Here is a 19,825-nt window from a genome sequence, read left to right on the forward strand (position 1 = left end):
CTGACATATTAATGAATCGGATGGTTTATAAATGATTGTTTACGATTTTGGTGTTATATAATATTACGCAGATCATTTGTTATATGCTATCATCCGCAATAATGTGTGTCAATATTTTGTTTAATGTTATATAAGATAACATTAACGTGTTTGAATTGATTTTTAGGCCGGTTTATTTGTGCCGGACCCTCACCGGATTATATTTAATACAGATAACCTGCGGATTCATAAAAAAACTCTAAATAACCCATTCTAAAGCATGGTGCTTTGGCGGATTTTTATTTAAAATAATTATTATCTGCAATTCATAAATAGTTCAAAGGTTTTGTAAAAAGCCGTATTTTGATGTGATATACTTAACACAGCGATTTGAGATCTTGTGAAATTGATACTAATACATGCTAACAAGCAGTAACAGTGCCTACACCAATGAATAGAGATTAGGATGGTGAACAAGCGATGCATATTGTCGTCGTTGGCCTGAATTACCGTACGGCTCCCGTAGAGGTGAGAGAACAGTTCGCTTTTGCCGAGAAGGATCTGCCTGCTGCGCTTCATCAGCTGATGCAGACGAAGAGCGTTCTGGAAGGGGTCGTAGTCGCCACCTGTAACCGGACGGAAATTTATGTGGTCGTGGACCGCCTTCATATGTGCGGATATTTCATCCGCAGCTACATGGAGCAGTGGTTCGGTGTAAAAAGTGATGTATTTGCGCAGCATATGTATATATATGAAGACGAGCAGGCGATTGCCCACCTGCTGCGTGTAACCTGCGGCCTGGATTCCATGGTGATCGGCGAGACGCAGATCCTGGGACAGGTACGCAGTGCTTTTTTGACTGCCCAGGCGGAGGGCGTAACCGGAACGTGGTTCAACCGGCTGTTCAAGCAGGCGGTGACGCTCGGCAAACGGGCACATAGCGAGACTTCCATCGGCGAAAGCGCGGTTTCGGTCAGTTATGCAGCGGTGGAGCTGGGCAAGCGGATCTTCGGGATGTTTACCGGCAAAAGAGTGCTCATTCTCGGCGCCGGTAAAATGAGTGAGCTGACAGTGAAGCATCTATACAGCAGCGGCGCGGCTGAGGTTATCGTCGCCAACCGGACGTTGTCCCGGGCGGTGGAGCTGGCCGAGAAGTTCTCGGGCAAGCCGAGCACGATTGAGGAAGCACTGAAGCGTCTGGATGAAGTGGATATAGTCATCAGCTCCACGGGAGCCGACGGTTATGTGCTGACGGCTGCCCAAGTGGCTGAAGGGATGAAGCGCCGGCCGTCACGGCCGCTGTTCATGATCGACATTGCCGTGCCCCGCGATATTGATCCGGCTGCGGCAAGTGTGCCGGATGTCTTCCTCTATGATATCGATGATCTGGAAGGCATTGTGGAGAGCAATCTGGAAATGCGCCGCAGTGAAGCTGCCAAGATTGAAGTGATGATCAGTGAGGCAATGGATGAATTCCAGCTGTGGCTGAAGACGCTAGGTGTCAGACCGGTGATCCGTGCGCTGCAGGACAAGTCCAACGGGATTTATGAAGAAACGATGGACAGTCTGTTCAACAAGCTGCCTGAACTGGATGAGCATCAGCGTAAGGTTATCCGCCGCCTGACCAAAAGTATTGTGAACCAGATGATGCATGATCCGATCAATGTCATCAAGGAGTTGTCTGGCGGGAAGCAGGGGAATGAAGCTCTGGAGTACTTCACCCAGATTTTTGCACTGCAGGAGCAGCTGGACCCGGGTCCGGATGACCGTAGTGCTATACCGGTTGAGGAGGCGCCTGCTGAAGTATCCTCCGGCGGAAAGTTCGCGGTGCCGGGGACGGTGTTTGCTCCGGCCGGCCTGCTGGGCGGGTGAGCGACATGCAACTGCTGAACGGAATATATGATGCCGCTCTGCTGCTATATGCCCTGAGCCTGCTGTTTGTTTTCTCGGATTGCCTTCGGCGCAATCCGGGCGGAAAGCGGCTGGGCACAGGGCTTCTTGCTGTTGTGGGCCTGCTGCAGCTCGCGGGGCTGGCGATCCGCTTCTCCCAGGAGGGCGGTCTGCCGATCTTCACACCGTATGACTTCCTGTTCTGGTTCTCCTTCAGTATGGTGGTGATCTCACTTGCCATTGCGTACACGCGGGGCGGCGAGTTTACGATTCTGCTGCTCAGCATGGCAGGGTTCAGCGTGTTTCTGCTGAACCGGGTATGGCTGACCGCAGAGGATCATACCTTGCAAAGCTGGAGTGCGGTGCACGGCTGGCTGGCGATGCATGTGATTTTGGCCAATTTGAGCTTTGCCGCACTGACACTGGGGACCGTATTTGCGATAATGTATTTGTTTTTGCATACCAAGCTTAAGAATAAGAAGTGGGATGACCGTGTCCGCAGGCTCCCAAGCCTGGAGACAATGGACAAATATTCGTATACTGCTATCCTTGCCGGTGTGCCGCTGCTGCTGGCCTCGCTGATTCTGGCAGGCTTATCGATTATTGCGGAAGGGCGGACGCCGCTGTTCCAGGATCTGAAGGTGCTAACTACGCTTATCGGCCTCGGAGTCTACATACTCTATATAGTATTGAAGGTTTCCGGCCGCAGAAGCGGTACGGCGATGGCACGCTGGGCCATTACTGGCTATGGCTTTATCATCCTTAATTTCCTGCTGAATTCATGGTCTGAGTTCCATGGCTGGGGCGGGTAGTGAAGCTGGTGAGCCGGGTGCTGAAGTGCGGAGGCGGCTAGTGTGCTGAAATGCAGAGGCGGCTGGGTGCTGAAGTGCGGAGACGGCTGGTGTGCTGAAGTGCAGAGGCGCGGCTGGTGTGTTGAAGTGCGGAGGCGGCTGGTGCTGAAGTGCGGAGGCGGCTGGTGTGCTGAAATGCAGAGGCGCGGCTGGTGTGCTGAAGTGCAGAGGCAGCAGGCGTGATGAAGTGCGGAGGCGGCTAGTGTGATGAAGTGCGGAGGCAGCTAGTGTGATGAAGTGCGGAGGCGGCTAGTGCGATGAAGTGCGGAGGCGGCTAGTGTGATGAAGTGCGGAGGCGGCTAGTGCGATGAAGTGCGGAGGCAGCAGGCGTGCTGAAGTGCGGAGGCGGCTAGTGTGATGAAGTGCGGAGGCAGCTAGTGTGATGAAGTGCGGAGGCGGCTAGTGCGATGAAGTGCGGTGGCAGCTAGTGTGCTGAAGTGCGGAGGCGGCCTGAATTGTGCTCGAGAGCACAGGTGGATGAGAAGCAAGGGGGTATGCTGGAATGTACAGGCAAGAAACGGGAAGTTATACGGGCATGTTGCGGCGGCGATGGAGCGACAGCTTATGGGGCGAGTGATTGAACTGAAGTGTTATGGTGACTTATAGGGCAAGTGATTGAACTGAAGTATTATGGTGACTTATGGAGCGAGTGATTAAACTGAAGTTCATGGGCGGCTAATGAGAAGGCTATTTTAGTGCGAAGGACTGCTGTCTTGCGGTAGTGGCAACCGGGGACGGATTTCTTAGTTGAGTAAGTTGAATTTTGGTGGTGTGGAGTATAGTTGATCTTTGGATGCTGGAGTGAGGTGGGATGAGCAAATATTTGCCCATTATGCTGGATGTTCAGGGCAGACTGGTGGTAATGATCGGCGGCGGAGCTGTGGCTGAACGTAAAGCGGCTCCGCTGCTGGAGGCAGGAGCGGAACTGGTGATTGTCAGTCCTGCGCTTAGCGGGACGTTGTCCGCAGCGGCTGCGGAGGGGCGGCTGAAATGGGTCAGCCGCCCCTATGCTCCCGGAGATCTCCAGGGAGCTGTCTTGGTCTATGCCGCCAGCAGCGACAGGGCGGTGAATGAAGCGGTGGCCGGGGAGGCCCGGATGCTGGGCCTGCCGGTCAATGTGGCCAGCCACGCCGAGGCGGGCAGCTTCATCACGCCCGGTATCCTCCGGCGGGGGCGGTTGACGGTTGCGGTCTCGACCTCCGGGGCGGGACCGTCCGCTGCTGCGCAGATCACGGCGCAGATCGCCGGGCTGCTAGGCGAGGAATACGAGCCTTATCTGGATTTCCTGTATGAGCTGCGCACCGAAATCAAGCGGCTGGAGCCATCACCTGAGGTTCGCGCACGGCTGCTGCGGAAGCTGGGGAAGCTGGATGTGTTGAATGAGATGAGACAGGGCACCTTTATACCATGGACATCAGAGGTTATCGAATCCTGGATTGCGTGTAACCGTGAGGAGTAGGCGGAATGATCGGGTGGAGTCGGCCCATCGGGAGGCTTAGATCGAATGAGTGGGTGGAGCAGGTCATCGGGAGGCGTAGATCGATTGATCGGGTGCAGCAGGTCATCACGTAGATCGAACAAGCGGATGGAGCAAGCATCAAGTACAACTGCTGCGATTGCGGAGTAAGTTTGCATCTGCTCTGGCTGCTTCAAAACTAATTCATCAATCATTGAGACTGCTTCGAAACTGAGTCTGCAAAGACATAAGCTGCGGCAGAAGTTGACTCAAGTTGCCGATTGAATCGTGCAGATGAATCTGTTCCAAACGAATTGGCGGGTTAATGCTTGACGGCCTGCATATTTGAATAGACGATTGAATGGACCAACGGCTGAACGGCCGAATGATCAGAGAAATAGACGAATAAGTAGAATAAGTGGATGTGTTTATGACGTTGAAGTGGGCGGATTCGCGGGTATGTGGCTGGAATGACCAAAGCTGACTGTTGTGCGGTAAATTAGAGGGATAAATCCCTTTGATTTGGGCTAAATCCGCCGAAATGAGCAAATTAGAGGGAAAAATCCCTCTAATTCGGGCGAAATCGCCCGAAATGAACAAATTAGTGGTATAAATCCCCTTAATTCCAGCAATAGTGGCCCAGAATGAGCAAATGAAGGGTAAAAGTGCCCTTGAATCCAGTAAAATTGGCGCGAATGAGCAAATGAAGGGCAAAAGGCCCTTAATTCCAGCAATAGCAGTGTGGATGAGCAAATGAGGGTATTGAGCAGGAAACAGGGCGGGTGCAGGTAACTTGAACAGGGGGAATGGTTCATGCGGAAGATTATTGTGGGCAGCAGACAGAGTGCGCTGGCGCTGACACAGACAGGGCATGTGATTGCCGATCTGGAGCGGCTTAGCGGGGAGCATGGCTTTGATTTTACCTTTGAGGTGCATAAGATTGTTACCAAAGGCGACCGGATTCTTGATGTCACACTGTCCAAGGTGGGCGGTAAGGGTCTTTTTGTGAAGGAAATTGAGCAGGCCATGCTGGCCAAAGAAATCGATATGGCAGTACATAGTATGAAGGATATGCCTTCCGAATTACCGGAAGGCTTGATTAATGGTGCAGTGCCGGAGCGGGTAGATCCGCGGGACTGCCTGATCTCAAGCAGCGGAGCAGGCCTTGAGGATCTGCCGCAGGGCTCGCGCGTAGGCACAAGCAGCCTGCGGCGCTCCAGCCAGCTGGCCGCGCTCCGGCCGGATCTGGTAATTGAGCCGGTACGCGGCAATATTGACTCGCGGCTGAAGAAGCTGGAGAGCGGCGAATACGACGCGATTCTGCTGGCAGCGGCAGGCTTGTCGCGGATGGGCTGGCAGGACCGGGTAACGGCTTATCTGCCGCCGGAAATCTGCCTGCCCGCTGTGGGCCAGGGAGCTCTCGGCATCGAATGCCGTGAAGACGATGATGAGCTGCGCAAGCTGCTCGCGCTTTACAATGATGAGCGCACCGCTCTTACGGTGACGGCGGAGCGCACATTCCTCGGCGCCCTGAATGGCGGCTGTCAGGTGCCGATCGGCGCCTACGCTGTGCTGGACACGGAGGAGGCCGGGACAACGGGAACAACCGGGACTATTCATTCCGGCGGGACTTCTGGAGAAGGCGGCCTGTTAATCACTTTAACCGGAATGGTGGGAACACCGGACGGATCGGTAATCCTTAAAGAAACCTGCACGGGAGAAGATCCGGTGCAGCTCGGTGCGGAGGTTGCCCGCAAGCTGATTGCCAGGGGCGCAGAGAAGATTTTGGCGGATGTAAAGGGACAGGATACTCAGGGATAAGGTGATAAGGGGATGACGGAGATGGCGGGGAAGGTTTATCTTGTAGGTGCAGGTCCGGGGGATGCCAAGCTGATTACGGTTAAAGGTCTGGAGTGTATCCAGAAGGCAGATGTGCTGGTCTACGACCGGCTGGCGAGTCCAAGGCTGTTGAAGTGGATGAAGCCGGGCGGGGAGAAAATATACGTAGGCAAGCTGCCGGACCGCCATACGATGAAGCAGGAGGACATTAATCAGCTGCTTGTCGATCTCGCTCTGGAGGGCAAAACGGTAGTGCGTCTGAAGGGCGGAGACCCGGTGATTTTTGGCCGGGTGGGTGAAGAAGCGGAGCTGCTGCGGCGGCATGGCATCTACTACGAGATTGTGCCGGGTATTACCTCGGCTATCAGCGTCCCGGCGTACGCCGGTATTCCGGTAACCCACCGGGAGGCTGCGTCTTCCCTGTCGATCATTACCGGACATGAGAGTCCGGATAAGCTGGATCATTCCATTCATTGGGATAAGGTGACGAATGCCACGGGAACCCTGGTGTTCCTGATGGGCGTCGCCAAAATCGGATATATCAGCGCCCAGCTGATGAAGCACGGGCGTCCGCCGGAAACGCCGGTGGCGCTGGTGCGCTGGGGGACACGTGCCGATCAGGAGACACTAACCGGCACGCTTGCCGACATTGAAGCGAAGGTCAAGGCGGCGGATTTCCAGCCGCCGGCCGTTATCGTTGTCGGCGATGTAGTGCTCCAGCGGGAGCACCTCATGTGGGTTGAGGCGATGCCGCTGTTCGGCAAGCGGATTGTGGTGACGCGGGCCCGCAGCCAGGCCAGCGAGCTGGTAGACCGGATCGAGGAGCTTGGCGGGGAGCCGTATGAGTTCCCTGTCATTGAGACGGTTATGCAGCGTGATGCGGACAAGCAGGCAGAGATTGCTTCAGCGCTTGGCCGGCTTCCAGAGTACGACTGGGTGTTCTTCACCAGTCCGAACGGCGTGGACTTCTTCATGCGCCATCTGGCGCAGTTGAAGACGGATCTGCGCGGTCTGCACCGCGCGCGGATATGCGCGGTGGGACCCGGCACGGCTGCGGCGCTTGCCGGGCGCGGGCTGATTGCCGAAGAGCTGCCTGGACGGTTCCAGGCAGAAGGGCTGATTGAAGCCTTCGGCGATCAGCTGCAGCCGGGGCAGAAGGTGCTGCTGCCGCGCGGCGATCTGGCGCGCGAGTGGCTGCCCGGCAAGCTGAAGGAGCTGGAGCTGGAAGTGACTGAAGTGGATACGTATGAGACTGTGGTTACTGGTGAAGATGATATTGAACTGGTGAAGCTGCTCGAAGAGAAACGGATTCATGCGGTCACCTTCACCAGCTCTTCCACGGTGCGCAACTTCATCTCTATCCTGAAACGGATGGGCCTGGAAGATCCGCTGACGCTGCTGGCGGGGGTCAAAATCGCCTGCATAGGTCCGGTAACCGAACAGACTGCTGTGGAGGCCGGGTTGACTCCGGGCTTGCTCCCGGACGAAGCGACGATCGAAGGGCTGGTGCAGGAGCTCTGCCGCTGGAATGAAACAACGAGGCTCAGATAACCTGCGGCTTGGTTTCCGCTATTCCTCTAATGCAATCTGGGCCCTGCAATTTTGAACAATGCATTTCAACTTTACATTTTGTGATTTCATATTCGAATAAGGCTTGAGACAGATAGATGTGTTTAAATACTTACTGTACAGGAGGAAACAGCAATGAGCTTTCCAATAACTAGACACCGCCGCTTGCGCGGTACAGCCGGAATCCGCGGAATGGTGCGGGAGACTGTCCTGAACGTGCTGGACTTTATCCAGCCGATATTTGTAACCTACGGTACCGGTGTGAAGAATGAGATTGGCTCCATGCCCGGCGTGTATCACTTCTCGCTGGATACCCTGAAGGCGGAAGTGGATGAGATTGCCTCCCTGGGAATTCCGGCCGTATTACTGTTCGGCATTCCCGAAACGAAGGACGCCATCGGCTCCTCCGGTTTCGCTGAGGACGGCATTGTGCAGGAGGCTACCCGGCTGATTAAGCAGTGGTATCCCGAGCTGCTGGTTGTCGCCGACACCTGTCTGTGTGAATTCACCGACCACGGCCACTGCGGTATGGTACATACCCATACAGTTGACGGCGTAGTACATGGCGATGTGCTTAACGATGCTTCGCTGGAGCTGCTGACCCGCACGGCGGTATCCCAGGCCCGGGCCGGTGCGGATATTATCGCGCCTTCCAATATGATGGACGGGTTCGTGCAGGCGATCCGCAGCGGCCTTGACGAGAATGGTTTTGAGCATGTGCCGATTATGTCCTATTCGGTAAAATACGCATCCGCCTTCTACGGCCCCTTCCGTGAAGCAGCAGATTCTGCACCGCAATTCGGTAACCGCAAGACGTACCAGATGGACCCGGCCAATCTGCGGGAAGCGATCCGTGAAGCTGATTCAGACGTGCTGGAAGGCGCTGACATGCTGATGGTTAAGCCCGCGCTGGCTTATCTGGATGTCATCCGGACGATCCGCGACCAGTTCGATCTGCCGCTGGTGGCTTACAACGTGAGCGGTGAATATTCAATGGTAAAAGCGGCTGCACAGCAAGGCTGGATTGACGAGCAGGCGGTGGTCCTGGAAATGCTGACCGGCATGAAGCGCGCCGGAGCAGATATCATTATTACGTATTTCGCCAAGGATGCAGCCCGCTGGCTGCGCGGCTAGACTATATTCAGCTGAATAATTCAGCAGAGCAGGAGTGAAGAAGCATGGGCAATGTGCCGCTTACACGCAGGGAAGAGGCTTCCCGCACAGCTTTTGAAGAAGCGAAACAGTATATTCCGGGAGGGGTCAACAGCCCGGTCCGGGCGTTCAAATCCGTAGGATTGACCCCGGTTTATGTAGACAGAGGCGAAGGCTCACGTATCTACGATATCGACGGCAACAGCTTCATCGACTACGTCTGCTCGTGGGGACCGCTGATTATGGGCCATGCCCATCCGGAAGTGGTGAAGGCGCTGCAGGAGACTGCGGTTAAAGGGACAAGCTTCGGCGCACCGACACTGCTGGAGACCGAAATGGCCAAGACCGTGGTGGAACGTGTAGCATCGGTGGACATTGTGCGCATGGTGAACTCGGGAACGGAAGCTACGATGAGCGCCATTCGGCTGGCCCGCGGCTATACCGGACGCAGCAAAATCCTCAAGTTCGAAGGCTCCTACCACGGCCACGCCGACAGCCTGCTGATCAAAGCCGGTTCCGGGGTTGCCACATTGGGATTGCCGGATAGCCCCGGTGTGCCGGAAGGTGTAGCCATCAACACCATAACAGTACCTTACAATGACCTGGAAGGGGTCAAAATCGCGTTCGAACGTTACGGCAATGAGATTGCCGCTGTGATTGTTGAGCCGATTGCCGGGAATATGGGCGTAGTGCCTCCGCTTCCGGGCTTCCTGGAGGGTCTGCGCAAGGTGACGACGGGGTATGGCGCGCTATTGATTTTTGATGAAGTTATGACCGGCTTCCGGGTGGACCGCGGCTGTGCGCAAGGGCTGTACGGTTTGGACCCTGATCTGACCTGCTTCGGCAAGGTTATCGGCGGGGGTCTCCCGGTAGGTGCTTATGGCGGCAAAAGAGAGATTATGGAGCAGATCGCTCCCTCTGGCCCGATCTATCAGGCAGGCACGCTCAGCGGGAATCCGCTGGCCATGGCGGCGGGCTACAGCACGCTGAAGCTGCTGACACCTGAAGTGTATACCCGTCTGGAGGTGCTGGGTGCACGTCTGGAAGCGGGCCTTAAGCGTAACGCGCAGGAAACTGGCATCCCTCTCACGATTAACCGTGTGGGCTCTATGGTCTGCCCGTTCTTCACTGAAGGACCGGTTGTCAACTTCGAGACGGCCAAGACCAGCAACCTGGATCTGTTTAAGCGTTATTTCGGCAAAATGCTTGATCAGGGCATCAGCGTTCCCCCGTCCCAGTTTGAAGGCATGTTCGTATCCGCTGTGCACAGCGAGCAGGATATTGATGATACGATTGAGGGCCATTATAATGCCCTGAAGTCGCTATGACAGGCGGGCCGGAGGAGTTGTCCGGCACAAGTATCCCTAGTGGAGCGGATGCAGAAGCAGGGAATACTGGCGCGGCCATCAGGAACATCACCGGCGGCGGCAAATGGACCCGGCGCGGAGAGTGGCTTCAAGTCATGCCGGGCCGGGTGATTACGGCTGCGGCCGACAGGCAGGCAGCCATTGAGGTCTGGCTGCTCGGCGCGGCCGGGATGCCGGAGAAGCTGCACGCGCGGCTGCGCCGCGAAGGCGGCATCCAGTGGAAGGGCGACCGGCTGATGCTATCCCTGTTCCCTTACCGGGAAGCAGGTATTGAGCCGGTATGGCAGGAGCTTGAAGTACTGTACGAGGATGACTTCTGCCTCGTGGTCCATAAACCGGCCGGCATGGCGGTTCATCCGGATGGCAGCGGAGCAGGCGTAACGCTGGATCATATCGTCGCAGCGCATTATGCCGCTTCCGGCGGAGGAGTAGCCGTCCGCCATATTCACCGGCTGGATAAGGATACAACAGGACCTGTGCTCTATGCGAAGAACGAATACGCCCAGCTTGTGCTGGACGAGGATATGCGCGACAAAACCGTATCCCGCCTCTACGCGGCGGTTGTGGAAGGCAATGTGCCGCCTGAGCTTACCGTGATTGATGCCCCGATCGGCCGTGACCGCCATCATGCGGCGCGCCGGCGGGTCTCGCCGGGAGGACAGGCGGCGGTCACGCGAATCATAGGGCGGGAAGCGCTGCCTGGCGGAACTGTGCTGAAGGTGCAGCTGGAGACGGGGCGCACGCACCAGATCCGTGTCCACCTCAGTCATGCGGGTCATCCGCTGTACGGGGATGACCTCTACGGCGGACCCGGCTGGCATACAGCCAGTGTCCGTGCGGGCGGCAGCAAGAACGACAAGCTGCCGCTGCGTACGGAGCCGGGTAAGGTGAAGTCGGCGATTACAGCCTGGTTCGAAGAGCAGGAGAAGGCGGGCATTACACCGGGACTTCAGGAGCCGGGCAAGCTGGCTGGTCCGGGCCGGCCGGAGGTTAAGCTTAAGGCCAAGGCGAAGCCGGCAGGTGCAGACCGGCAGGCGCTGCATGGCGAGAAGCTTATTTTTGCCCACCCCTGGACCCGAAGCAGGGTTGAAGTATCCGATCCATGGCCGGAGGATATGCGGAAGCTTCGCGTGCAATTAGGCGGGGAGCCGCTGAACTAGTATAGCGCTTAGGAGTATGCGGCATGCTTAATTGCACTTTGTACAACTAAATCGTCAGTTTTACAACCGGTTATCCGTTTAGTTGTATTTCGTGCAATTAAACTGCCGGTTATAGAAGGTTTTCACCGATTCGGGCGGATTTAGTTGTACAGAATACAGTTATACGATGCAAGCACATCTTTTCGCTATTTTTAATTGTACAGAATACAACTATCACCAAGTTTCCATTTGAAATGGAATTTCATATAGCAGCTGATCGTCATCCGCGAAGCTAAGTAAATTAAGCAAAGCAGCGATTCTCCCATAGGAGGGGCGCTGCTTTTTTGCTATCTGCAGAACAATTTAATAGGAAGTGACAGAGATTGGCTGAACAAGGCCAATGCCGCTATTTCTTTTCCGGCCCTTGCTGTTCTGTTACCCAAGCCTATCCGGCAGTAAATATTCCGGCGAGCGCAGGGTCCCGCTGATACATTTCCGCGTTGCTGTTCGTCTTACTGTAAAGGAGATGAGTCTATGAGACGCAATCGCAGAGTAATCCTGGCAACAGCACTGGGTGCAGCGGTTATTGCCACCGGACTGATACTGGCCGCACAGTTGAACAGCAAATACGGCATTTTGAGTATGGCTGCCCAGTTCCAGAGCTTCAAGGTGACAGTATACAATGAGTCCGACTTTGATCTGAGCATCCTTGAGACTGGTGTGGTTACGAACGCAGCTGCCGGTGCCTCCACAGATGAACTCGGGAAAACGCTCAGCAGCGGAAAAACAATCAAAATCAGACCCCGGCTTAGCTTAAGCGGCGAGGGGGGCATTTATCTGAAATATACAGATCCAAGGGCGCCGGAGGTAGCTCAAACGGTTGGAATATGCTCCTACACCGAATCTTTATCCGGATATTCCAAGGTCACGATAACGAATAATAAAGTGACTGTGAAAGAGAATTGCAGCTGATATTGTTGCTGGTTTTATGGGGGCGATCTGCTTTTTAGCGCGTTTCACCTCCAGTTATCCCTTCATTTCCCTGTTAAAAATACATATCCCAATTATTTGCAGTTTACTAGTAACATTTGTAACAGACGGATATCCAATATATTGATAAATATAGTATGTAAGCGTATCTCATAACATTAACTGGGGGAATCTTTGTGAAAAAAGTAACAAAACTAATGCTCGTAGCTGGTATCTCGTTGGCACTTGTAGGGGTAGGCAACAGCGGCGCCCTGAACAGTGTAACATCTGCAGCGAGCGCACCACTTAAGGTAGGCCGGGTGGAAGCGGCTGCCCATGGTACCAAATGCTTCACAGTAGCTGTTGCTGTAGTACAGAACGGTGTAATCGTTGCAGCTTCGCTGGATGATTATCAATTCCTGGGTACAGATGTAGCAACTGGCGTTCCTAACTCCGACAAAGAATTTGGCCTGAACGGCTACAAAGACCCTAACGTAGTTCTGGCTTCCAAGAAAGCTAACGCTAAATACTACAGCGAGCATATGGCTGAAGCAGCAGGCTCCACAGTTTCTTATGACAAGAACATTGCTGCTGTTGAGAAATTCGCTACAGGCAAAACAATCAAATCCCTTGAAATGACGCTTAGCAAGAAGTCCGCAGAGCAAGTAGTTGATGCTGTAAGCGGTGCTACTCTGGTGGATACCTCTAACTATCTGAAAGCAATTTTGGACGCTGCTAAAGCTGCCAAATAATTGCTCTTTTAATATTTACTAACGGGACTCCTTCACGGCTGCGGCTGTGCGGGAGTCTTTTTTATGTCCGCTTTACAGGGAGAGGCGAGTGGGACCCCTGTGTTTATGGGTATAACAGTATTAAGATGAAATACATCCTGTAAACCGGAATTCATAACTGGGGGTTGGGCCATGAAATGGCAGGGCAGAAGAGGCAGTTCGAATGTAGAAGACCGCAGAGGAAGCAGAGGCGGAGGCGGCAAGCTGATTGGCGGCGGAATTAGCGGGATCATTATTGTGGTGATTGTTACGCTGCTGAGCGGCGGGAATATCGGTGATATTATGGGCAATCTGACTTCCACAGGCTCCAGTACCAGCTCTAATGTTCCTTACGAGCAGACCGCACAGGAGAAGGAGTTGTCGGAATTTGTCTCCGTAGTACTGGCAGATACCGAAGATGTCTGGTCCGAAGTCTTCCAGGAGCAGGGGAAGACGTACCAGGACCCTACGCTTGTGCTCTATAGCGGCAGCGTGGACTCTGCCTGCGGAACCGCCAGTTCGGCAGTCGGGCCGTTCTATTGCCCCGGGGACGCCAAGCTGTATATCGATCTCAGCTTCTACGACGAGCTGCAGGAGCAATTCAATGCGCCGGGCGATTTCGCCATGGCTTATGTAATTGCCCATGAGGTGGGTCACCATGTGCAGACACTACTGGGTGCTTCCGAGCAGCTGAATTCGCTGCGCCAGAGCCTGAGCGAGACCGAATTCAACAAATATCAGGTCCGCTTTGAGCTGCAGGCCGATTATTATGCCGGGGTATGGGCGAAGCATGCCCAAGGAATGAACCTGCTGGAGGAAGGGGATCTGGAGGAAGCCTTAACCGCGGCGAGTGCAGTGGGGGACGACACGATCCAGAAGCGGGCACAAGGCTATGTGGTGCCCGACAGCTTCACTCACGGCACCTCCGAGCAGCGCAAACGCTGGTTCTACAAAGGGTTCAACTCCGGCACCATTGAAGGCGGAGATACCTTTAATGCCACTGAGCTGTAGAGGCTAAGCTGTAGATACTGAACGGTAGAGGCAAGCGTATCCGTCCCAATGCTGGTTTATACTGGAGAAGACAGGCCCTCTGTCTTCTCCAAAGCTTTAAATGTCAATAAAGCAGCGATTCTCTTGTCATTGGAGGATCGCTGCTTTGCGTTTTTGTTCATTTGTTGCAATGCACAGCGCTCCCGTACCTGCTCTTCACCGTTCTAAAGTCCGGCTACGGACGAAGGTCATTGCGGTATGAGAGCCGGTTGCGGCCGAGTTTTTTGGATTCAAGCAGAAGCTGGTCGGCGTAGACATACCCTTTTTCCATAGAAGTCTTCTGGCCGGGGTCTGCCTTGTAATAGTACAGTCCGAAAGAGGCGGAATACGGCACGCGGATCATCTGGTCCTCGAATTCTGCGGTTACGCTGTGTCCGTTAAGGCTGTCCAGGATTGCCTGAATCTGTGACTGGCACTCCTCAAAGGTTCTGTTCCTGAGAAACACGGTGAACTCTTCCCCGCCGCTGCGGAACAGGATGTCTTCCTCCTGCAGGAATTGCTTCAGTGTATCGGCAAAATCAATAATGACACGGTCACCGACGGCGTGGTTGAAGGAATCGTTGATTTTTTTGAAACGGTCGATATCCGCCACTACAATTCCGATATATTCCCCGCTCTGGTTCAGCTCCTTCATCATCTTGTCCATGTGGGCCCGGTTATAGGTTCCTGTCAGGAAGTCGCGGTAAGCCATCTGCTCGAACTTGTCGCGTTCATATTTGTGCTGGGCGCTTTGCGATTTGGAATAGAAGGAGAGGCTGACGATGTAATTGAGCAGGAAGAGGGCAATCAGCATTTCCCATTTCTCCATTTGCAGCAGGCGCAGGAGCAGCGCATTGGTCAGGGCTACCTTGCTGAAATCAAGCAGGTTACGGCTCCGGAACAGCAGGTGACGGGCTTCCTTGCGTGTCTTGATGTCTCCAGAGAGCGCGAAGGTTATGATCAGGAAAGTGGAGGACAGCAATGTGGTGACACAGACGACCAGGAGAAACAGGAGCCAGTATCCGAGCGGAAATCTCTCCGCAAAAGGGTGAAGCACAGTGTACAGATAATACGCGGCCGATCCGCCGAGTGTGAAGGACCCGATGTTGTAGAAGGTATCGAGAAATTCGCCGGGATCGGCAGTTTTTGTCTTCTTTTTATAGAAAAATACAACGAAGCGGTATATGGTTTCGAACAGAAAGGTGCCCAGCGGTCCGGCGAAAATTCCGAACGAAGAGGTATAGCTGATAGCATAATCGATCGTAGAATTCCCGCTCCGGGTCACGATGCGCAGTTGAAAGTAGAAGCTGGAGAAGAGCGTATAGAGCACCAGCGCCTTGATATATGTATCGTCCAGGACTATAGCATGTTTGGGAATGAAAGCTATAGCAACGGAAGCGGCAAACAGGGAAAGGTCAAATACCCGTGCTTTAGACATGACAGAAGTTTTCCTTTCAGGATTTATACCGATTATAACCGAAAAGACGTTTTTTGATTATAAAGTTATTTTGGGATTTTTATAGATTGAACCATACACCCATGTCCTATATCCGGCAGCGGTCATATAATACTTTGTTAATGTGGAGCCGTCTGCTCTCGTGCACAAGTGAATCTATTAAGCCGGGGAGAGGAAGTTATGAAAATATTGCTGGTTACCTACTGGGGCCTTACCAATATGGGCGGGATCTGGACGTATATGAGACAGCTTGCCGATAAGCTGAGCGAACAGGGACACTCCGTTACACTCATGGGAAGCCATGTGGAGAACAACACCTTGTATTTGCTGGGGCAGAATGCTTCTTTTGATAAAAAGGCTTTCTATACCCTGCTGCTCCCGCACCTCGATATTACCTTATTCCCGCATCTGCATCTGGAGCATGGCATATTCAGCTTTGAGCTGGGGCGTTATGTATTTGAGGGTGGGGCGGCGGTTCTGGGGCTGGAGAATTACGATGTCATTCATGCCCAGGACCCCATTGCCTCCTACGCGCTGCGGCGGATTATGCGCCGTCCGGTTCCTCTCGTCTCCAGTGTGCACGGGGCATTGTCCCGGGAAGCGTATTATGAATACAAAGGGCTTGAGCCTGGACTTACCCGCGAGGAATATGAGCGCCGGCCGATCTGGCGGTATTTCCGGCGGATGGAGGTGCTCGCGGCCCGGTCGGCTGACTTGATTATGGTCTCTTCGAACTGGATTGGTCAGCTGACCCAGGAGCTCGGTGTAAGCAGAGAACGGATTCATACTTTGCCGTATGGAGTGAATCTGGAGCAGTATGCGGCCAGGGCAGCGAAGCCTTCGCCGCTTAAGATCGGAGGCGGAACCAAAGTAATCATGTATGCCGGACGCCTCGAATATATCAAAGGTGTGCATGTGCTGATCGAGGCTCTGGGAATGCTGCAGAAGCACCGTACAGACTGGACCTGTGTAGTGGCCGGCATAGGCAGCCTACTGGAAGAGCTCAGGGAACAGGCGCGCCAGCTTGGGATTCTGGAGCATATCCGCTTTGCCGGGAAGCTGGATAATATTCCGGCAGCACTAAGTGAGGCTGATATTTATGTACAGCCTTCCCTGCAGGATACTCAGCCGTTCTCGGTCACCGAGGCTCAGCTTGCCGGCATTGCCCCGATTGTTGCCGGCACTTCAGGTATGCCGGAAATGGTCCGCCACGGGGAGACCGGCTGGATCGTTCCGCCCGGTGATGCCGCCCGGCTTGCCCGGCTGCTGGAACAGCTGCTGGATAATGAGGAGCTGAGAGTACGTACCGGCTTCCAGGCAAGGGAATGGGCACAGCGCAGCCGTTCACTGGATGTCATGGCGGCCGGAACGCTGAATGTATACCGTAAAGCCATAAGTATGCTGGAGAGCGTACAAAGCCCGGCAGTCCGTTCGCCCTTGGGAGCAGAGCCGGCGGCAGGACCCGTTCCCGGAGCCTTCCATCCAGCCGATGTGCTGAATGCGATGTATCCCGGCATTCCGCTTGCGGCGAGCATGCGGGCAAGGCTCCCGCAGGATTATTCCATTCCTGACCCTCTTACGGTACTCACCGATCCGAAATAAATTCCTGTCCGCCGAAGTAGGCGGCAAAGTTGTCATGCCTTCCTGATTGAAGCATATACATGAGTGGAGTAACATTTTGGGCTTATGCTCTGGGCTTGTCTCAGGGATAGATTATGCCAAGAAGGAGGACATTTCCCGTGTTTGACCAGTCACACGGCTTGCGGTTTGATATTTATGAACGCATTCACCTTTCGGAAGAGCTTCCGGGAATAGCTGAGCTGGAGGAAGTCGAGCTGATTCCCGACATCCAGGTAATCCAGCGGGAGGACCGGGCGGAATTGCACGGGCAACTGCTGCTCACCGGACTCTACCGGGGGGAAGATGATCGCACACAGCGTCTGGAGCATGCGATTCCTGTTGAAATCACAGTCCCGCTGACCCGGGTCAGTTCACTTGAAGACATAGGGGTTGAGATCGAGAATTTCGATATTGACCTGCTTACGATGCGAACCGTCAACATAACAGGGGTGCTCTCGCTGCGCGGAATCGGAAACGCGGATGCCCAGCCGGCCTGGCAGCAGGAGGAATATACAGTAGCCTACTCCCCTGAGGCTGAAGCGGATAACCGCGGGCCGGAGAATGATGCGCTATATGAAAATTCGCTCTGGACCTACGGGGAAGGTGTCGCGGAGGTTTCGGTGGAGGATCAGGAATATGCGGATTCCGTGGAAGCCGCGGGTAATCCGCTATTCCTGGAAGGCTCTTTATACACTCAGCCTTCGGCCTTAGTATCCGCTCAGTTGAAGGACAAGGAACCCAAGGTAAGAACGCATAGCCTGGATTCCTCACCCGCAACCTCTCCATCCGGAACAGCGGATTCCGGGCAGAACTACAGCAAATCTGCGGCTGAGCCGGTCTCCAGTCATTTTCTTCCTTCCCGGGAGAAGACAGAAGAGCCTGCTGCGGTAAATGATTCGTTCAAGGCAGGTACGGAGGAGGCTGGGCTACAGGCGGGGACAGCCGCCTTGAATACTGTGGATCATTGGGGTACTGCCAGTCTTCATGCAACCAATCAGGCAGAGCCGGTATTCACTTCCGCAGCCAGTGATGATGCAGCGGTGCTGGCCGAGAATGAAGAAGTGCCAGAAGAGGTTCAGGCTATAGACAATGAGAGTTTCGTGTCCGAGGAATTCTTACCTCCACAGGAGGAGAAGCAGGATCTCAAGATTGCGCTGGGCAGCAAAAAAGATCCGGCAATTGCCGAGCAGGAGCCATTGACCTTCTCTTCGCTGCTCAGCTCCAGCCGTGCGCGCAAGGAGCAGGAGATTCTCCATTCCGAGGAGGTGGCCTCCAAAGCGGCGGTTATTCCTGAGGCAGGGAATGATACCGAATGGAAAAGCCGGTTCATCGGCGGCCTTGGCGGTACAGAGCTGTTCCGCAAAGTGCGGCTCTGCATCGTCCAGCGGGAAGAAACGCTGGATACGATTGCCGAGAAATATCAGCTCAGTACCAGAGAGCTGTCCATGTACAACCGGCTCTCCGGACAGAATGTAGAAGAAGGCCAGGTTTTGTATATTCCCTAGGATGGACCGGGGAATGCGAGCAGGAAGTTGCGGGGGCTGTCCCACAAGCCATGACATGGCTGCTTGGGGCAGCCTTATTTTTTTACATAGGGTATGTCTTGGCCCGGCCTGTTGCGGGTTCATATTCGCTTAGGCAGGGTTAATGGTCACTACCGGCTTATGTCTTGGCAGATTCAACCAGCTGTGCGCCGGTATACACCACTTCTTGGGAGGATGAGATATTTATGAAGAAAAAAGTGACGGCAGCCGCGATCGCATTGGGCGTGGCGCTGACTGCTTCGGCCGGCGTCTATGGCGCGGGCAACCTGCAGGAGATCCGGGCATCACTGAATTACAAGCTCGGGATCCTCGTGAACGGGCAGGTCTATACGATGAAAGACGGCAACGGTAAAACGCTCGCCCCGATCACGTACAATGGCACAACGTACCTGCCTGTACGCTCAATCAGTGAAGCGCTGAACACCTCTGTCACTTATGACGCCGCAAACAGCCGGGTCGTCATCGGCGGCTCCGCTTCTCCTGGCACATCCTCTCAGGAACCGGCCGCGGAACCGGTACAGCGTCCGAAGAGCCTGCCGTCCGACTTCCCGCTGCCGTCCGATGCCAAAGTATTCAATCTGATTGAAGGCTCGGCGACCGGCACGCCGTCTGCGACGTTCAGCTATCTGACGAAGCAGGACCTGGAGACGCTTGGCAATACGTACAAAGAGTATTTTGTGCGCAAAGGCGCCACCGCCAAATCCGAGGAGATCTCCGCGGAAGCCTTCTCGATTATCGATGCCGGAAGCACGTTTTCTGTTACGCTGGACGCCTACCTGGGAACTGGCAGCTATGGAGGCTACAATATCGTCAACGTGATCTGGAGCGGGAAGTAAGCGGTAGATGGGCAGCTCTCTGTGTATTTATCTCTGTTAGCCCTGTGTATACAACTCCGTTAGACAGTTTTTTGAACCGGGCGGTATAAACTCTGACCTTTGTGTGTATGCTGGTTGACTAGGAATAGGACTGAATGTATTATTGACATAAGTAATAACTAGCATAAAGACTGGGAACGGGAAGAGTAGGCGGTCAGCCCTTCAGAGAGCGGAATTGTAGTTGCTGTGAATTTCCGCAGGATGCAGCCCCCGAAGTCGCCCCGGAGTCGCCCTTCTGAGCTTGCCTCCATGTTTATGGAGACCAGGTTAGGATGTGGCCGGACGCAGCCGTTATCTGCATGAGTGTCGCGCTAAGCTTC

Annotated in this window: 15 protein-coding genes, 1 pseudogene and 1 other annotated feature (1 of these 17 cut by a window edge); of the genes and pseudogenes, 15 read left to right on the top strand and 1 reads right to left on the bottom strand. The window is 54.4% G+C overall.

What is annotated here, in order from left to right; translation table 11 throughout:
- The first annotated feature begins 459 nt into the window (after positions 1-459).
- The 12 genes and pseudogenes from hemA to ypfJ all read left to right on the top strand — a co-directional run bounded on the left by hemA (position 460) and on the right by ypfJ (position 13,992).
- Entirely contained in the window at positions 460-1,851 is a 1,392-nt protein-coding gene (gene hemA, locus NSQ73_RS05090) for a glutamyl-tRNA reductase (protein WP_076247829.1), read from the top strand.
- A gap of 5 nt (positions 1,852-1,856) precedes the next feature.
- Positions 1,857-2,681 (top strand): cytochrome c biogenesis protein CcsA, encoded by an 825-nt coding sequence (gene ccsA / locus NSQ73_RS05095; protein WP_340985608.1) that lies wholly within the window; start codon positions 1,857-1,859, stop codon positions 2,679-2,681.
- Positions 2,682-2,723: 42 nt separating this feature from the next.
- Entirely contained in the window at positions 2,724-2,903 is a 180-nt protein-coding gene (locus NSQ73_RS05100; RefSeq protein ID WP_340985609.1) for a hypothetical protein, read from the top strand.
- Between the two features lie 628 nt (positions 2,904-3,531).
- Positions 3,532-4,179: a precorrin-2 dehydrogenase/sirohydrochlorin ferrochelatase family protein gene (locus NSQ73_RS05105; protein WP_340985610.1), complete on the top strand. Its 648-nt coding sequence runs from the start codon at positions 3,532-3,534 to the stop codon at positions 4,177-4,179.
- Between the two features lie 810 nt (positions 4,180-4,989).
- The gene (gene hemC / locus NSQ73_RS05110; RefSeq protein ID WP_340985611.1) at positions 4,990-5,997 is read left to right on the top strand and encodes a hydroxymethylbilane synthase; all 1,008 of its coding nucleotides are present in this window, start codon (positions 4,990-4,992) and stop codon (positions 5,995-5,997) included.
- Between the two features lie 21 nt (positions 5,998-6,018).
- Positions 6,019-7,566 carry a uroporphyrinogen-III C-methyltransferase gene (gene cobA / locus NSQ73_RS05115; protein ID WP_340985612.1) on the top strand — a complete coding sequence of 516 codons (1,548 nt, stop codon included), beginning with the start codon at positions 6,019-6,021 and terminating at the stop codon, positions 7,564-7,566.
- A gap of 153 nt (positions 7,567-7,719) precedes the next feature.
- Positions 7,720-8,718 (top strand): porphobilinogen synthase, encoded by a 999-nt coding sequence (hemB, locus tag NSQ73_RS05120; protein WP_340942935.1) that lies wholly within the window; start codon positions 7,720-7,722, stop codon positions 8,716-8,718.
- A gap of 44 nt (positions 8,719-8,762) precedes the next feature.
- Positions 8,763-10,064, top strand: coding sequence for a glutamate-1-semialdehyde 2,1-aminomutase (gene hemL, locus NSQ73_RS05125; protein ID WP_039300562.1), 1,302 nt, complete (start codon positions 8,763-8,765; stop codon positions 10,062-10,064).
- Between the two features lie 134 nt (positions 10,065-10,198).
- Positions 10,199-10,912, top strand: a pseudogene (locus NSQ73_RS34915) (RluA family pseudouridine synthase); the annotation flags it as partial.
- Positions 10,913-11,776: 864 nt separating this feature from the next.
- Entirely contained in the window at positions 11,777-12,214 is a 438-nt protein-coding gene (locus NSQ73_RS05135) for a hypothetical protein (RefSeq protein WP_340985614.1), read from the top strand.
- Between the two features lie 194 nt (positions 12,215-12,408).
- The gene (locus tag NSQ73_RS05140) at positions 12,409-12,963 is read left to right on the top strand and encodes a hypothetical protein (RefSeq protein ID WP_042139599.1); all 555 of its coding nucleotides are present in this window, start codon (positions 12,409-12,411) and stop codon (positions 12,961-12,963) included.
- A gap of 171 nt (positions 12,964-13,134) precedes the next feature.
- Positions 13,135-13,992, top strand: a complete 858-nt coding sequence (gene ypfJ, locus NSQ73_RS05145) for a KPN_02809 family neutral zinc metallopeptidase (protein ID WP_340985616.1) — start codon at positions 13,135-13,137, stop codon at positions 13,990-13,992.
- A gap of 214 nt (positions 13,993-14,206) precedes the next feature.
- Here the strand turns inward: ypfJ and NSQ73_RS05150 are convergent, their stop codons facing one another.
- Entirely contained in the window at positions 14,207-15,448 is a 1,242-nt protein-coding gene (locus NSQ73_RS05150) for a GGDEF domain-containing protein (protein ID WP_340985618.1), read from the bottom strand.
- Between the two features lie 198 nt (positions 15,449-15,646).
- Between NSQ73_RS05150 and NSQ73_RS05155 the strand changes: the two genes are divergently transcribed.
- From NSQ73_RS05155 to NSQ73_RS05165, 3 genes are all read left to right on the top strand, one after another.
- Complete coding sequence (locus NSQ73_RS05155; RefSeq protein ID WP_340985619.1) at positions 15,647-17,068, top strand: glycosyltransferase family 4 protein; 1,422 nt, start codon at positions 15,647-15,649, stop codon at positions 17,066-17,068.
- Between the two features lie 137 nt (positions 17,069-17,205).
- Entirely contained in the window at positions 17,206-18,591 is a 1,386-nt protein-coding gene (locus NSQ73_RS05160; RefSeq protein ID WP_340985620.1) for a LysM peptidoglycan-binding domain-containing protein, read from the top strand.
- A gap of 164 nt (positions 18,592-18,755) precedes the next feature.
- The gene (locus NSQ73_RS05165) at positions 18,756-19,466 is read left to right on the top strand and encodes a stalk domain-containing protein (protein WP_340985621.1); all 711 of its coding nucleotides are present in this window, start codon (positions 18,756-18,758) and stop codon (positions 19,464-19,466) included.
- A gap of 163 nt (positions 19,467-19,629) precedes the next feature.
- Positions 19,630-19,825, top strand: a binding site (T-box leader) (it continues 90 nt past the right edge of the window).

The organism is Paenibacillus sp. FSL R10-2736, assembly GCF_038000245.1.
In the GTDB taxonomy this organism is placed as follows: Bacteria; Bacillota; Bacilli; order Paenibacillales; family Paenibacillaceae; genus Paenibacillus_AQ; species Paenibacillus_AQ phytohabitans.

Excerpts from the sequence above, each read along its gene's own strand:
- hemA (WP_076247829.1), top strand. The coding sequence starts at position 460 with ATGCATATTGTCGTCGTTGGCCTGAATTACCGTACGGCTCCCGTAGAG.
- NSQ73_RS05155 (WP_340985619.1), top strand. The coding sequence starts at position 15,647 with ATGAAAATATTGCTGGTTACCTACTGGGGCCTTACCAATATGGGCGGG.
- hemB (WP_340942935.1), top strand. The coding sequence starts at position 7,720 with ATGAGCTTTCCAATAACTAGACACCGCCGCTTGCGCGGTACAGCCGGA.
- NSQ73_RS05150 (WP_340985618.1), bottom strand. The coding sequence starts at position 15,448 with ATGTCTAAAGCACGGGTATTTGACCTTTCCCTGTTTGCCGCTTCCGTT.
- NSQ73_RS05135 (WP_340985614.1), top strand. The coding sequence starts at position 11,777 with ATGAGACGCAATCGCAGAGTAATCCTGGCAACAGCACTGGGTGCAGCG.
- hemL (WP_039300562.1), top strand. The coding sequence starts at position 8,763 with ATGGGCAATGTGCCGCTTACACGCAGGGAAGAGGCTTCCCGCACAGCT.
- ypfJ (WP_340985616.1), top strand. The coding sequence starts at position 13,135 with ATGAAATGGCAGGGCAGAAGAGGCAGTTCGAATGTAGAAGACCGCAGA.
- NSQ73_RS05105 (WP_340985610.1), top strand. The coding sequence starts at position 3,532 with ATGAGCAAATATTTGCCCATTATGCTGGATGTTCAGGGCAGACTGGTG.
- cobA (WP_340985612.1), top strand. The coding sequence starts at position 6,019 with ATGGCGGGGAAGGTTTATCTTGTAGGTGCAGGTCCGGGGGATGCCAAG.
- ccsA (WP_340985608.1), top strand. The coding sequence starts at position 1,857 with ATGCAACTGCTGAACGGAATATATGATGCCGCTCTGCTGCTATATGCC.
- hemC (WP_340985611.1), top strand. The coding sequence starts at position 4,990 with ATGCGGAAGATTATTGTGGGCAGCAGACAGAGTGCGCTGGCGCTGACA.